This window comes from Lederbergia citri (assembly GCF_018343625.1).
Lineage (GTDB): Bacteria > Bacillota > Bacilli > Bacillales > Bacillaceae_C > Lederbergia > Lederbergia citri.
In genome coordinates, this window is the sequence record NZ_JAGYPG010000006.1 from 1 (window position 1) to 15,430 (window position 15,430).

Sequence of the window (15,430 nt, forward strand, 5' to 3'; positions counted from 1 at the left end):
TTGTCTGGTGGCGATGGCGAAGAGGTCACACCCGTTCCCATCCCGAACACGGAAGTTAAGCTCTTCAGCGCCGATGGTAGTAAGGGGCTTCCCCTTGCAAGAGCAGGACGTTGCCAGGCAATCAAAGACATTCTCAAATGAGAGTGTCTTTTTTGTTTTCAAAAAAATGCCGAAGACTTTAATACCGCGATTGATTCCCTTCAGTACATATTTTGTTATATCGTTTAGAAAGATAAGGTTCTTAATATAACCATTCAAGCACGTCCGATTGTGTCCCTGTTCGTCCACCTTTCTTTAGGTCAATTTTTCAATTTTTAATAAATTTTCTTAGTGAAATAGACATTATTTGCGTACACCACACCATACTGATTCAATAATATGCGAAATTCCTTCCCTAGCATTAAGGAGATGTTATTAATGTTCTTTGAAAAATTTGTCAAACAACGCGATTTGGTTTCGTTTTTTTGCTGCGTGGATAAAATAATGTTGGATATAGATAATTGCATTTTATGAGTATTTTTCGGTATAATTAAGTCAAATATAGTCAAAGTCAAGCGTCGGTTCAAGGAGGTGGCTTGATGATGCGGAATATCTCCGATGTAATAGAAAGTTATTTAAAAAAAGTGCTTGAACTAAGTGAATCAGAAATTGTTGAGATAAAAAGAAGTGAGATTGCTGATAAATTTCAATGTGTGCCTTCCCAAATTAACTACGTAATCAATACTCGCTTTACGATTGAAAGAGGGTATATGGTAGAAAGCAAAAGAGGGGGAGGCGGTTATATTCGAATTACGAAGGTAAGAACACACACTAAAGCTCATTTGATCGATCAGTTAGGGGTTCTTATAGGGAGAAATATTTCTCAACCAAATGCACAGGATATTGTTTTTCGGTTATTAGATGAAAGGGTTATAAATGAAAAAGAAGCAAAATTAATGCTAAGCGTAATCGATCGCTCCGTTATATATCTTGATTTACCTGAACGTGATGAGATGAGGGCGAGACTTATGAAGGCAATGCTTCTAGCGATTAAATATGAATAAAGGTAAGGTGAAGGTGATGATATGCCAAGAATGTAAAGAAAGACCCGCAACGATGCATTTTACAAAGGTCGTGAATGGTGAAAAGACGACAGTTCAACTTTGTGAAAAGTGTGCCCAAGAAAAAGGCGAGTTTTTTATGCTTGATGGTGCAGGTGGTTTTTCATTTAACGATTTACTAGCCGGTCTATTAAATTTGGATCCTTCTTTTCAAAAGGCAAAATCGCAACCTTCTCCATCTGAACAAATTGATCAATGTGAAGTATGTAAAATGACGTTTCAGCAATTTATAAACATTGGCCGCTTCGGATGTGCCAATTGTTATGATGCGTTTAAGGATCAAATGGCACCGATTTTGAGAAGACTTCATAGTGGCAACATAAAACATGGTGGAAAGGTTCCAAAAAGAATAGGGGGATCAATCCATTTAAAAAAGAAAGTTCAATTACTTAAAGAAGAGCTTCGTACATTAATCGCTAAAGAAGAATTTGAAAAAGCAGCTGAAATACGTGACCAAATCCGTTCCCTCGAAAATACGATGTTGGATGAGGAGGGGAGATCATGAATTTAGAAAAATTTTTAAATAAAGCGGTTAGTTCATGGATGAGTGCAGAAGGCCCTGATTCTGATATTATTTTAAGTTCTCGAATACGACTTGCAAGAAATTTTCGCAATTATAAATTCCCTACATTGTTTAGTAATGAAGAGGCGAGGGAAATTATCAACCAATTAAAAGAAATACATTCTGATTTATTTGATTCCTACGGAGTAATGGAATTTTTAGAAGTAGAGGATTTAAAAACTCTGCAAAAGAGAGTGTTAGTAGAAAAGCATTTAATTAGTCCTCGCCTAGCAGAAAATGCTTCTCATGGTGCTGTTATATTATCCGAAAATGAAGATATCAGTATTATGGTAAATGAAGAAGACCACATAAGAATCCAATGCTTATTTCCTGGACTTCAAATAAATGAAGCGTTAAAAAGAGCCAATGAAATTGATGATTTGTTAGAGGAAAAAATAGACTATGCATTCGATGAAAATCTTGGATATTTAACGAGTTGTCCAACAAATGTTGGAACTGGGTTAAGGGCATCCGTTATGGTTCACCTTCCCGCATTAATTTTAACAAGGCAAATGAATCGAATCATTCCTGCTATCAATCAGCTCGGTCTTGTTGTAAGAGGGATGTACGGAGAAGGCAGCGAAGCGTTAGGTAATATATTTCAAATTTCAAATCAAATCACCCTTGGAAAATCTGAAGAAGATATTGTAGGGGATTTAACAAGTGTTGTGCAGCAGATCATCGCTCAGGAAAGATCGGCGAGAGAAGCATTAGTAAAGACATCAAACATACAATTAGAGGATAGAGTATTCCGATCTTATGGAATTTTGGCCAATAGCCGTGTGATAGAAACAAAAGAGGCTGCCGAATGTTTATCTGATGTTAGATTGGGCATAGATACAGGGTATATAAAGCATTTATCAAGAAATATCCTTAACGAATTAATGATTTTGACGCAGCCTGGATTTTTACAACAATATGCTGGCGGTCCCCTCCGTCCGGCTGAACGTGATATTAAGAGAGCAGCATTTATTCGTGAACGATTAAAACTTGAAGAGAAAGATAGTTAGGAGGAGATCGTATGATGTTTGGACGTTTTACTGAGAGGGCACAAAAAGTATTGGCGTTATCACAAGAAGAGGCGATCCGTCTTGGACATAGCAATATCGGTACGGAACATATTTTGCTTGGACTAGTGAGAGAAGGCGAAGGGATTGCTGCCAAAGCTTTGTATGGCCTTGCATTGGGACCCGAAAAAATCCAAAAAGAAGTAGAGAATTTAATTGGCCGTGGACAGGATACCTCGCAAAATATTCACTACACACCGAGAGCAAAAAAAGTCATTGAGCTTTCCATGGACGAAGCTCGAAAACTTGGGCATTCCTATGTAGGCACCGAGCATATTCTTCTAGGATTAATCCGCGAGGGTGAAGGGGTGGCTGCTCGCGTTTTAAATAATTTAGGAGTGAGCTTAAACAAAGCCCGCCAACAAGTGCTTCAGCTACTAGGGAGCAATGAAGCGAATAATCACGGTGGGGGTTCATCAAGTGCCAGCACTCCAACATTAGACGGACTTGCTCGTGATTTAACAGCTATCGCAAAGGAAGGTAGCCTAGATCCTGTAATTGGTCGAAATAAAGAAATTCAAAGGGTCATTGAAGTTTTAAGCAGGCGTACAAAAAACAATCCTGTTCTCATTGGAGAGCCAGGGGTTGGTAAAACGGCGATCGCTGAAGGCCTTGCCCAACAAATTATTCAAAATGAGGTTCCAGAAATTTTGCGTGATAAACGAGTTATGACTCTGGATATGGGAACTGTCGTAGCAGGAACGAAATATCGTGGAGAATTTGAAGATCGCTTGAAAAAAGTAATGGATGAGATTCGCCAAGCAGGAAATATCATTCTATTTATTGATGAACTCCATACGTTGATCGGTGCAGGCGGAGCAGAAGGTGCAATAGATGCCTCTAATATTTTAAAACCATCTTTGGCACGCGGTGAATTGCAATGTATTGGCGCTACTACGTTAGATGAATATCGAAAATATATTGAAAAGGACGCAGCGCTTGAACGCCGTTTCCAACCAATTCAAGTAGATGAGCCGACAGCGGAGGAATCCATTTTAATTTTAAAAGGATTGAGAGATCGCTATGAGGCACACCACCGTGTTTCGATTACAGATGAGGCAATTGAAGCTGCTGTGAAATTATCTGATCGCTATATATCTGATCGTTTCTTACCGGATAAAGCAATTGATTTAATTGACGAGGCAGGGTCGAAGGTGCGACTTCGTTCTTATACAACTCCTCCAAACTTGAAAGAACTTGAAGCCAAGCTCGAGACAATACGAAAAGAAAAAGACGCAGCTGTTCAAAGTCAAGAGTTTGAAAAAGCAGCTTCTCTTCGTGATTCTGAGCAACGACTTCGCGAGGAACTGGAAGAAACGAAAAAAACATGGAAAGAAAAACAAGGTCAAGAAAACAGTGAGGTTACAGTCGACGATATTGCTCATGTAGTAGCTAGTTGGACCGGAATCCCAGTGTCTAAGTTAGCTTCAACTGAAACCGAAAAGTTATTGAAATTGGAAGAAATTTTGCATTCAAGGGTCATTGGTCAAGAAGAAGCGGTAAAATCAGTGGCGAAAGCAGTTCGTAGAGCAAGGGCCGGACTAAAGGATCCTAAGCGGCCAATTGGTTCATTCATCTTCTTAGGCCCTACGGGAGTTGGTAAAACTGAGCTTGCGAGAGCTTTAGCAGAAGCGATGTTCGGTGATGAAGATGCGATGATACGTATTGATATGTCCGAATACATGGAAAAACACTCAACCTCAAGACTTGTCGGTTCTCCTCCGGGATATGTCGGCTTTGAAGAAGGCGGGCAATTAACTGAAAAAGTAAGAAGAAAGCCATATTCGGTTATTTTGCTTGATGAAATCGAGAAAGCCCATCCCGACGTATTTAATATCTTATTGCAAGTATTAGAAGATGGGCGCCTCACAGATTCAAAAGGAAGAACGGTTGACTTTAGAAATACTGTGTTAATTTTAACTTCAAATGTTGGAGCAGAGTCGTTAAAACGCAATAAATATGTTGGTTTTAGCATTCAAGACGGAGAACAGGATTATAAAGATATGAAGAGCAAGGTAATGGAAGAGCTGAAAAGAGCCTTCCGACCAGAATTTCTAAATCGTATCGATGAAATCATTGTTTTCCACGCTTTAGAAAAACCGCATTTGAAGGAAATTGTTTCGCTGATGGCAGAACAATTAATGAAGCGACTAAAAGAGCAGGAAATGGATTTGGAATTGACAGATGCTGCTATAGAAAAAATTACAGATGAAGGCTTTGATCCTGAATATGGAGCCCGTCCGCTTAGAAGGGCCATTCAAAAGTTCATAGAAGATCGTTTATCCGAGGAATTATTGAAAGGCAACATTGGTACTGGCCAACATATTTTAATTGATGTCGAAAACGGAGAATTTACAGTAAAGCCAACTGAAAAATCTATGTCATAATTTGACAACTTCTAGCAGAAGGTTATTTTGCGGAAGCAAAAAACCTGGGTACACTGTCTTGAATGTGTACCCAGTTCTTTTCTTTAATGATATATTTGACGCAACACTTTCAAATTTCTAAGTCTAGCTGCAGCGCCTATTGACTAATGGATTTCCACCTCATTCCTACGATAAGTCAACATCGATTCGCCCTATCGGACTCATCGTGTTTCCTTTATCTCGTCAGGAAATCTGAAATCCATAGGTCGATAAGCAAGGCGCTTACGCATTTCTAAATGTCTAGCTCCAGCGCCTATCGACTAGCAAACTTCTTGTCCTTTTCCCTACGATAAGTCAACATCGATTCGTCCTATCGGACTCATCGTGTTTCCTTTATCTCAGTTAAAGGCCCTGAAGTTTCTACGTCGATGGACAAGGCGCTTTCGCATTTCTATTCAAAGGAGAAAAAGATGGCAAAGAAAAAAACAAAATTTATGTGTCAATCTTGTGGGTATGAATCGGCTAAGTGGATGGGAAGATGTCCGGGCTGTGGGGAATGGAACCAAATGGTGGAAGAAGTAGATATAATCGGAAAACAACCGAAACGATCATTTCAACATACCTCGTCTGAAGAACTTTCCAAAGCATCTCCAATCACTTCAATTGAAACGAAACACGAACCGCGTGTTACAACTGAATTAAAAGAATTAAACCGTGTACTCGGTGGTGGGGTAGTCCCAGGATCTCTTATCCTAATTGGCGGCGATCCAGGAATCGGTAAGTCCACCTTACTCTTGCAAGTATCCGCACAATTAGCAGCAGTAAATCCAAAAGTCCTCTATATTTCTGGGGAAGAATCTGTCAAACAAACAAAGCTTAGAGCTGACAGACTAAATGTTTCATCACCAGAACTTTATATATATGCCGAAACCAATTTAGAATTGATTCACCAAACAATTGAAGATTTATCTCCTCATTTTGTAGTGGTAGACTCGATTCAAACCGTCTATCATCCTGAGGTCACATCAGCTCCCGGAAGTGTATCCCAAGTACGTGAATGTACGGCAGAACTAATGCGAATTGCCAAAACGAAAGGAATTGCTATTTTTATAGTCGGCCATGTAACAAAGGAAGGCGCAATTGCCGGACCACGTTTACTAGAGCATATGGTGGATACAGTCCTCTATTTTGAAGGGGAGCGACACCATACGTATCGAATACTGCGTGCTGTAAAAAACCGTTTTGGCTCTACAAATGAAATGGGAATTTTTGAAATGAAGGAATCGGGTCTAGAAGAGGTAGAGAACCCATCTGAGATTTTCCTAGAGGAAAGATCCAAAGGCACTTCTGGTTCCACTGTCGTGGCATCTATGGAAGGGACACGCCCTGTTTTAGTAGAAATCCAGGCACTTATTTCCCCTACTAGCTTTGGAAATCCTAGAAGAATGGCAACTGGAATTGATCATAACCGAGTATCCTTAATCATGGCAGTTTTAGAAAAAAGAGTAGGATTATTATTGCAAAATCAAGATGCTTATTTAAAAGTGGCGGGTGGAGTAAAGCTTGATGAGCCGGCAATTGACCTTGCAATCGCGACAAGCATCGCGTCTAGTTTTCGCGATAAACAAACGAGAGCAACGGATTGCATCATTGGAGAAGTTGGATTGACAGGTGAAGTCCGTCGAGTTTCAAGAATTGAACAACGGATTCAAGAAGCCGCAAAACTTGGATTTGAGAGAGTCATAATACCAGCCAATAATATTGGAGGCTGGAAAGCTCCCGCTGGAATTGAAGTTATTGGGGTTAATACTGTAGGAGAAGCACTTCAATATGCTTTCTCATAGATTGTGAACATATTTTAAAAAAAGTGCTTTTGTCCTATGCTAGAATTGACATTAATATTTAAAATTGCTACCTTTTGGTGAAGGAGTTTTTTTACAGATAATGTTATATTAAAATGAGAACTTATATTTTATATTGAATCTTTTAAAAAGGAAATTTTTTACAATCCCACGGTTTTTATGCAAGTTAATTGTTAATAATTAGAAGAAGGAGGTGAAGGAATGTATGTTAAAAAGAATTGTACAAGCGTGTTTCTTGCTGCTTGGAGGCACTTTGGGCATTTTTCTCATTCCTGAATTATTAAAATTGGTAAAGCTAGATGGTGTGGCGTTAATTAATAACCCATATATTTCAGCTATTATAGGTGCAATTATTTTTTATTTAATCACTTTTTGGGCAGTTGATTTTATTGTCAACGGTGTAAAATGGCTTGAAGATAGGATTGTAAAAGCTCCTATCACAGATATTTTATTCGGTAGTCTCGGTCTTATTTTCGGTTTGATTGTCGCATTTTTAGCAGGTCTGGCCATAAATCAAATGGAAATCCCTATTATTAATACGTATGTTCCGATATTGTTGACATTATTGCTTGGATATCTAGGATTCCAGGTAGGTTTTAAAAAACGAGATGAACTTACGAGCCTTTTTTCTATCAATCGAGGTGGAAAAAAACGAGGTGCAGATGGGGGAGAGGCCGAAAAAGATACTTCTTCCAAAAGGTTAAAAATACTAGATACGAGCGTCATTATTGATGGCAGGATAGCTGATATTTGCCAAACTGGATTTTTAGATGGAATTATTGTCATACCTCAATTTGTCCTTGAAGAGCTTCAGCATATAGCCGATTCGTCTGATGCATTGAAACGTAATCGCGGAAGACGAGGGCTTGATATCCTGAATCGGATTCAAAAAGAAATAGATATTCAAGTTGAAATGTACGAGATTGACTTTGATGATATTCAAGAAGTCGATAGTAAGCTCATCAAACTTGCTAAGCTTACAGATGGGATTGTTGTTACAAATGACTATAATTTAAATAAAGTATGTGAGTTTCAAAATGTAAATGTATTAAATATCAATGATCTTGCTAATGCAGTGAAACCTGTTGTTTTACCGGGAGAAGAGTTAAATGTTCAAGTTATAAAAGATGGAAAAGAATATAATCAAGGCGTTGCTTATTTGGACGATGGTACAATGATTGTAGTGGAAGAAGGCAGAAATTATATTGGGAAACGAATTGATGTGGTCGTAACAAGTGTCTTGCAAACATCAGCTGGACGAATGATTTTTGCGAAGCCGAAGCTGCTGGAGAAGGCATTATAAATGATTGAATGAGGAATAGGGGAAAAGTAAATGAATTATCAAGTGATCATTCCAGCTGCAGGGTCGGGTAAGAGAATGGGTGCTGGATACAACAAATTATTGATGAACTTGGCAGGAAGACCTATCATTCTTCATACACTTGATGTTTTTGAAAAGGATCCTAATTGTAGTCGAATTATCCTTGTGATTCATTCGAATGATGAATCTTTTTTTACCGAAATCGGGAGCCGCTATACGAAGATACACCTTGTATTTGGTGGTAGTGAGCGGCAATATAGCGTGTATAATGGATTGACAGCTGCTAAGGAAGAAGGAATCATTCTCGTTCATGATGGAGCCCGCCCTTTTATTCGTCCGGAGACTATAGCGCGTCTCGTCGCTGCAGCGGAAGAAAATGGAGCAGCAATAGCGGCTGTTCCGGTGAAGGATACGATCAAAAAAGTTAAAAATTTTGAAGTCGTTGAAACGGTAGACCGATCCAGCTTGTGGCAGGTGCAAACCCCACAAGCTTTTCATTTTTCTTTGTTGAAGAATGCACACGAGCGTGCTCAAAAAGAAAAATATTTAGGGACAGATGAAGCGTCGCTCGTAGAGAAAACTCGACATTCCGTAAAAGTTGTTGAGGCTGACTACGATAATATTAAATTAACGACACCGGAAGACCTGTACTTTGCTGAGGCGATTTTAAAGAAAAGGCAACAAGAAAATTGAACTTAAGGAGAATGCATGAATGTTTAGAGTTGGACAAGGCTTTGATGTGCATGAATTTGCTGAAGGCCGGCCATTAATCATTGGTGGAATTGAGATTCCTTACGAAAAAGGATTGATTGGGCATTCTGATGCGGATGTTCTTTTACATACGGTAGCAGACGCTTGTCTTGGAGCGATTGGGGAAGGGGATATCGGCAGACATTTTCCTGATACGGATCCCAAATTTAAAGACGCAGATTCTGCAAAGCTTTTGACTCACGTCTGGAATCTTGTAAAAGATCGTGGATATTCCCTTGTTAATATCGATTGTACCATCATGGCGCAGAAGCCGAAAATGGCTCCTCATATTGAAAAAATGAAAGAGCGGATAGCGGAGCTTTTAGAAGCGGATACGTCTCAAGTTAATGTTAAGGCCACGACTACAGAGCGCCTTGGCTTTGTGGGACGCGAAGAAGGAATTGCCACTCAGGCCGTAATATTAATTGAGAAAAATAATGACTAGCTAATTTTTTAAAAAGTATAAAGCCAGCTCCTAAAGCGGCAATCAGCTGCACAAAGTTAAAAGTGTACAAGAACTTTATTAAGAGTTTATATTATTGTAAAATAGAAAGACCGTGATTTTGAATGGAGGCAACAAAATGTCAAATGACGTGAGAGTGCGCTATGCGCCAAGTCCAACGGGCCATCTGCACATTGGTAATGCGCGTACAGCACTATTTAATTATCTATATGCACGTAATATGGGTGGAACATTCCTTATTAGAATTGAAGATACAGATTTAAAACGTAATATTGAGGGCGGCGAAGAAAGTCAGCTTAAGTACTTAAAATGGCTGGGAATCGATTGGGACGAAAGTGTGGACAAGGACGGAGGCTACGGTCCATATCGACAATCCGAGCGAGTTGACATTTATAAAAAATATTATGATCAGCTTTTAGAGCGTGGTCTAGCCTATAAATGTTACTGTACGGAGGAAGAACTTGAAAAAGAGCGTGAAGCGCAAATCGCACGCAGTGAAATGCCGCGCTATTCCGGGAAATGTGCTCATCTTTCTGAGGAAGAGCGGGCAGCACTTGAAGCGGAAGGAAGAATTCCAAGCATTCGTTTTAGAGTACCTGCTGGGAAGGTCTATGCCTTTAAAGATATGGTAAAAGATGAAGTTTCTTTTGAATCCGATGGCATCGGTGACTTTGTCATTGTAAAAAAAGACGGTATCCCAACGTATAATTTCGCTGTAGCCATCGATGATCATTTAATGAAAATTAGCCATGTTCTTCGTGGAGACGACCATATTTCTAATACTCCAAAGCAATTGATGATTTTTGAGGCATTTGATTGGGAACCGCCTACTTATGGACATATGACACTCATCGTCAACGAAAGCCGTAAAAAATTGAGTAAGCGCGACGAATCGATTATCCAATTTATTGAGCAATACGCTGAACTTGGGTATTTACCTGAAGCTTTGTTTAATTTTATCGCCTTGCTTGGATGGTCACCTCAAGGGGAAGAAGAGATTTTTTCAAAAGAAGAATTCATTAAAATCTTCGATGCGAATCGACTTTCGAAATCCCCTGCGCTATTCGACAAGCAAAAGCTTGCTTGGATGAATAATCAATATATGAAAAAGTTGGATCTTGATGAAGTTGTAGCTTTATCTTTACCTCACCTTGTAAAAGCTGGACTTGTAAGTGAACAGCCAAATCAAGAAGAGAAAGAATGGGCGAGAAGTTTAATTGCTCTGTATCAAGATCAAATGAGCTACGGAGCAGAAATCATAGAGCTATCAAGCATGTTTTTCATAGATGAAATCGAGTATGACGAAGAGGCAAAAGCTGTTTTGGCAGAGGAGCAAGTTCCTGAAGTTCTAAGCGCATTTTATGATGAGGTAGATGCCCTTACACCTTTCGAAGCGGATGGCATTAAACAGGCAATCAAAGCCGTGCAAAAATCAACTGGGCAAAAAGGGAAAAAATTATTTATGCCGATTCGTGTCGCGGTTACGGGTCAAACACATGGACCAGAACTTCCAAATGCAATCGAATTATTAGGCAAAGAAAAAATAAAAAGACGACTAGAGCGTTTGAAGGGTTAACATTTAGACAAAACTATAATATATTATACTTATAATTAAAACGTTGAAGAGGAAGAGTAAAAAAATGATGCTGATCAGAGAGTGCCGCCACCGGCTGAGAGCGGGACCAGCTAATCCTTTTTTGAAGTGCGCCTCTGAGTCCAAAGCCGAACGGGGAAGCTGAGTAGGTGCTGGCGGTAGTCTTGCCGTTATCAAGAAGGAGCCGGGGCGCCTGCTTTTTACAAAGCTGTGCCCAACCAGAGTGGAACCGCGCCAAAGGCGTCTCTGATTTTTTCAGAGGCGTTTTTATTTTTTTAAAAGAAAGTATAAATAGATTTAAGTCTAAACTTTTGAAAAAAGATGGTTGCTGTCCAGCTCCAGCGCCTATCGACTATCAAACTTCTTGTCCCTCTCCCTACGATAAGGAAGCCAGATTCGCCTTATAGGCTCATCGTGTTTCCTTTATCTCAGTCGATTGCCAAAAAGGAACGTCAACTAAAACCGCCACGTCCTGTGGCAACGTCGACGGACCCACATCCTGTGGGCCTGTACGTCGATGAGCAAGGCGCTTGCGCTTTTCTTATTTTCTATAAAGGGGTGCCTAAAAAAATGTTTAAAAGAATGAAAGAAGATATAGAGACTGTATTCGATCAGGATCCCGCTGCACGTACCAGTATTGAGGTGATCTTAACCTATTCAGGCTTGCATGCCATTTGGGCTCATCGCGTGGCACATGCTTTATACAATAGAAAAATGTATTTTGCTGCGAGAGTTATATCGCAAATCAATCGTTTTTTTACAGGGATTGAGATTCACCCCGGTGCGGTTATTGGGCGTCGTTTCTTCATAGACCATGGAATGGGGGTTGTCATTGGGGAAACGTGTGAAATCGGTAATAATGTGACAGTTTATCAAGGTGTCACTTTAGGGGGAACGGGAAAAGAAAAAGGAAAGCGGCATCCGACGATTGAAGATAACGCTCTTATCGCAACGGGTGCCAAGGTGCTTGGTAATATTACGATAGGGAAAAATTCAAAAATAGGGGCTGGCTCCGTCGTTTTAAAAGATGTACCACCCAATTCTACGGTTGTCGGTATACCAGGACGAGTCGTTGTCCGGGATGGAGTTAGAATTAAAGATTTGAATCATTGTGATCTACCTGATCCAGTTTCAGATAAATGTACAGAAATGGATAAAAAGATCGCTCAGTTGCAAGAAGAAATCTCTCAATTGCGGAAGGAAATTTCGGAAGGAGTCTCGATTGATGGCCATTAAAATTTATAATACGCTTACTCGAAAAAAAGAAGATTTTATACCGTTAGAAGAAGGAAAAGTTAAGATGTATGTTTGCGGTCCGACCGTCTATAACTATATTCATATCGGAAACGCAAGACCGCCGATTGTTTTCGATACGGTTCGCCGTTATTTGGAATATCGGGGATATGAAGTTAATTTTGTTTCCAATTTTACAGATGTAGACGATAAGCTTATTAAAGCGGCAGCAGAACTTGGAAGCGATGTCCCAACAATTGCGGAACGGTTCATTGAAGCATTTTTTGAAGATGTATCTGCACTTGGCTGCAAAAGAGCAAATCTACATCCACGTGTAACAGAAAATATGGATATCATTATTGAATTTATCGAAACATTGATTGAAAAAGGTTTTGCCTATGAATCAGATGGAGATGTTTATTATAGAACAAGACGCTTTGACGAATACGGAAAGCTTTCCCATCAATCAATCGATGATTTAAAAATTGGCGCCCGCATTCAAGCTGGTGAAAAGAAAGAAGATGCCCTTGATTTTACATTATGGAAAGCAGCAAAAGAAGGAGAAATTTATTGGGAAAGTCCGTGGGGTAAGGGAAGACCGGGTTGGCATATCGAGTGCTCTGCGATGGCAAGAAAATATTTGGGCGATACGATCGATATCCATGCAGGCGGACAAGATTTAACTTTCCCACATCATGAAAATGAAATTGCTCAATCAGAAGCACTGACAGGAAAAACATTTGCCCGTTATTGGATGCATAATGGATACATCAACATCGACAACGAAAAAATGTCGAAGTCGCTTGGAAACTTTGTCCTTGTTCATGACATCCTTAAATCTGTTGATCCACAAGTATTAAGGTTCTTTATGTTAGCCGTCCATTACCGCAACCCGATCAATTTTACAGACGAATTGTTAAGAAATGCCGGAGCGGGTCTTGAAAGATTAAAAACGTCTTATCAAAATTTAAAATATCGACTAAATGTAAGTGCGAATTTGACAACGAACGACGAGGAGAACTTGCAAAAAATTTCGGACTTGAAGAATGAATTTATAAAAGAAATGGATGACGATTTTAATACGGCAGATGGAATCTCCATTTTATTTGAGCTAGCAAAACAAGCCAATTATTATTTGATGGAAGAAAATACATCTGTTAAGGTCATTGAATCATTCATGCAAATATTTGAAGAATTATTCTCCGTCCTCGGTCTTCAATTGGAAGCGGCGGAACTGCTCGATGGCGAGATTGAAAAATTAATTGAGGAACGCCTAGCTGCGAGAAGAAATCGCGACTTCCAACGTGCAGACCAAATTCGTGATCAATTAAAAGAAATGAACATCATTCTTGAAGATACACCTCAAGGTACAAGATGGAAACGGGGCTAATCAATATGAATCTGCCTGAGAAAGAAGTAGACTATAAGCAATTGAATAGTTTAGCTCTCGCTTATATCGGTGACGCCGTTTATGATGTGTTTATCCGCCACTATCTTTTACTGAATGGTAAAACAAAACCGCATCGGCTTCACCGAGAAGCGACTCGTTTCGTCTCGGCTAAAGCGCAGTCGAGTATTTTAAAGAAAATGATTGAAGAAAATTTTCTAAATGAGGAAGAAATGAATGTTATGAAGCGGGGGAGAAATGCCAAATCTGGGACAACCCCCAAAAATACGGATGTTCTCACCTACCGCCATAGCACCGCTTTCGAAGCGGTGATTGGCTGGGTATATTTAGCAAACGACCAAAATCGACTTAACGAAATCATTGATGAGGCAATTATGAAGATTGAAACCGGGGGAGTGGAAACAGCATGAGTCAAGAGTGGATTGCGGGGAAAAACCCCGTTATTGAAGCGTTAAAATCAGACCGGGATATTAATAAAATCTGGATTGCTGAAGGATCTCAAAAAGGACAAATGCAAGTCATTGTGAAGCTTGCGAAAGAGCGCAATGTGTTAGTTCAATACGTTCCTAAGCAAAAAATCGAGCAGAACACGAAAGAGAATCATCAAGGTGTCATCGCACAAGTTGCTGCCTACCAATATGCTGAGCTAGACGATTTATTTGCTCATGCCTCTAAAAAAGGAGAAGATCCATTTTTTCTTATTTTAGACGAGCTGGAAGATCCTCATAATCTCGGTTCCATATTGCGTACAGCAGACGCTGCCGGAGTGCATGGCATCATCATCCCAAAGCGACGAGCAGTTGGCCTGACCGCTACTGTCGCTAAGCTGTCTACAGGAGCCATTGAATATATTCCGGTTGCACGTGTGACGAATATTGCAAGAACAATAGAAGAAATCAAAGAACGTGGGATTTGGGTTTTTGGAACTGATGCAAAAGGAAGCCAAGATTATAGAAAGATGGATGCGACGATGCCACTTGCAATCGTCATTGGTAGTGAAGGTAAAGGGATTGGCCGTTTAATTAGGGAAAAATGTGATTTTTTAATCCATTTGCCGATGTCAGGACACGTTACATCCCTAAATGCTTCAGTGGCGGCTGCTTTACTTATGTATGAGGTTCATCGAAAACGGAATCCACTTGAGGGTTGATAAAAAATGGATATCCTTATTGTCGATGGCTATAATATCATCGGTGCTTGGTCCGAATTGATTGAACTAAAAAAGAAAGATCTTGCAGCTGCAAGAGATCGATTAATTGAAATTATGGCTGATTATCAAGGCTATACTGGATATAAAGTAATTGTCGTATTTGATGCTTATGAGGTAAAGGGAGTTGAAAAAAAATATCGCAAGCATAAAATTGATGTCATTTATACGAAAGCCGAAGAAACCGCAGACGAGCGGATCGAAAAATTAGCGAAAGAATTGAGCAATATTCGAACGCAAATCCACGTTGCTACTTCAGATTACACAGAACAATGGGCTATTTTTGGACAAGGAGCCCTTAGAATTTCTGCGCGGGAATTATTAATTGAAGTTCAGGCCATCGATAGAAAGATAGATAAGCGGCTCGAAAGTACTAGAGAAAAACTTCCGGCATCAAAAATTCCCTTAAGTGATGAAGTTGCAGCAATTTTCGAAAAATGGCGACGCGGGGAGAAATGACTAGTTGACGCTAGAAAATTCTGTCATGTATAATAATT

14 protein-coding genes, 1 rRNA gene and 1 other annotated feature are annotated in these 15,430 nt (G+C 39.7%); all 15 genes read left to right on the forward strand.

Annotated elements, in window-relative coordinates; translation table 11 throughout:
• Positions 1-3: 3 nt before the first annotated feature.
• A 5S ribosomal RNA gene (rrf, locus tag KHA97_RS22580) occupies positions 4-119 on the forward strand.
• A gap of 462 nt (positions 120-581) precedes the next feature.
• A complete protein-coding gene (locus KHA97_RS22585; protein ID WP_213127196.1) occupies positions 582-1,043 on the forward strand; it encodes a CtsR family transcriptional regulator in 462 nt (153 codons plus the stop codon).
• A 16-nt stretch (positions 1,044-1,059) separates the two neighbouring features.
• The gene (locus KHA97_RS22590) at positions 1,060-1,605 is read left to right on the forward strand and encodes a UvrB/UvrC motif-containing protein (protein ID WP_213127068.1); all 546 of its coding nucleotides are present in this window, start codon (positions 1,060-1,062) and stop codon (positions 1,603-1,605) included.
• Entirely contained in the window at positions 1,602-2,672 is a 1,071-nt protein-coding gene (locus KHA97_RS22595; protein ID WP_213127069.1) for a protein arginine kinase, read from the forward strand. Before KHA97_RS22590 ends, KHA97_RS22595 begins: the two co-directional genes overlap by 4 nt.
• Before the next feature lie 11 nt (positions 2,673-2,683).
• A complete protein-coding gene (clpC, locus tag KHA97_RS22600) occupies positions 2,684-5,116 on the forward strand; it encodes an ATP-dependent protease ATP-binding subunit ClpC (protein ID WP_213127070.1) in 2,433 nt (810 codons plus the stop codon).
• A 449-nt stretch (positions 5,117-5,565) separates the two neighbouring features.
• Positions 5,566-6,939: a DNA repair protein RadA gene (gene radA, locus KHA97_RS22605; RefSeq protein WP_213127071.1), complete on the forward strand. Its 1,374-nt coding sequence runs from the start codon at positions 5,566-5,568 to the stop codon at positions 6,937-6,939.
• A gap of 223 nt (positions 6,940-7,162) precedes the next feature.
• Positions 7,163-8,260, forward strand: coding sequence for a PIN/TRAM domain-containing protein (locus KHA97_RS22610; RefSeq protein ID WP_213127072.1), 1,098 nt, complete (start codon positions 7,163-7,165; stop codon positions 8,258-8,260).
• Positions 8,261-8,290: 30 nt separating this feature from the next.
• Positions 8,291-8,971: a 2-C-methyl-D-erythritol 4-phosphate cytidylyltransferase gene (gene ispD / locus KHA97_RS22615; protein ID WP_213127073.1), complete on the forward strand. Its 681-nt coding sequence runs from the start codon at positions 8,291-8,293 to the stop codon at positions 8,969-8,971.
• Between the two features lie 19 nt (positions 8,972-8,990).
• Positions 8,991-9,473, forward strand: a complete 483-nt coding sequence (ispF, locus tag KHA97_RS22620; RefSeq protein ID WP_213127074.1) for a 2-C-methyl-D-erythritol 2,4-cyclodiphosphate synthase — start codon at positions 8,991-8,993, stop codon at positions 9,471-9,473.
• 136 nt (positions 9,474-9,609) lie between these two features.
• Positions 9,610-11,067 (forward strand): glutamate--tRNA ligase, encoded by a 1,458-nt coding sequence (gene gltX / locus KHA97_RS22625; protein ID WP_213127075.1) that lies wholly within the window; start codon positions 9,610-9,612, stop codon positions 11,065-11,067.
• Positions 11,068-11,101: 34 nt separating this feature from the next.
• Positions 11,102-11,336, forward strand: a binding site (T-box leader).
• A gap of 319 nt (positions 11,337-11,655) precedes the next feature.
• Positions 11,656-12,321, forward strand: a complete 666-nt coding sequence (gene epsC, locus KHA97_RS22630; RefSeq protein WP_213127076.1) for a serine O-acetyltransferase EpsC — start codon at positions 11,656-11,658, stop codon at positions 12,319-12,321.
• Positions 12,311-13,708, forward strand: a complete 1,398-nt coding sequence (gene cysS, locus KHA97_RS22635; protein ID WP_213127077.1) for a cysteine--tRNA ligase — start codon at positions 12,311-12,313, stop codon at positions 13,706-13,708. The genes epsC and cysS overlap by 11 nt, the downstream gene beginning before the upstream one ends.
• Before the next feature lie 5 nt (positions 13,709-13,713).
• Positions 13,714-14,136 (forward strand): Mini-ribonuclease 3, encoded by a 423-nt coding sequence (locus KHA97_RS22640; protein WP_213127078.1) that lies wholly within the window; start codon positions 13,714-13,716, stop codon positions 14,134-14,136.
• On the forward strand, positions 14,133-14,876 hold the full coding sequence (gene rlmB / locus KHA97_RS22645) for a 23S rRNA (guanosine(2251)-2'-O)-methyltransferase RlmB (RefSeq protein WP_213127079.1): 744 nt from the start codon (positions 14,133-14,135) through the stop codon (positions 14,874-14,876). The genes KHA97_RS22640 and rlmB overlap by 4 nt, the downstream gene beginning before the upstream one ends.
• 6 nt (positions 14,877-14,882) lie before the next feature.
• The gene (locus KHA97_RS22650) at positions 14,883-15,392 is read left to right on the forward strand and encodes an NYN domain-containing protein (protein WP_213127080.1); all 510 of its coding nucleotides are present in this window, start codon (positions 14,883-14,885) and stop codon (positions 15,390-15,392) included.
• Positions 15,393-15,430 lie beyond the last annotated feature (38 nt).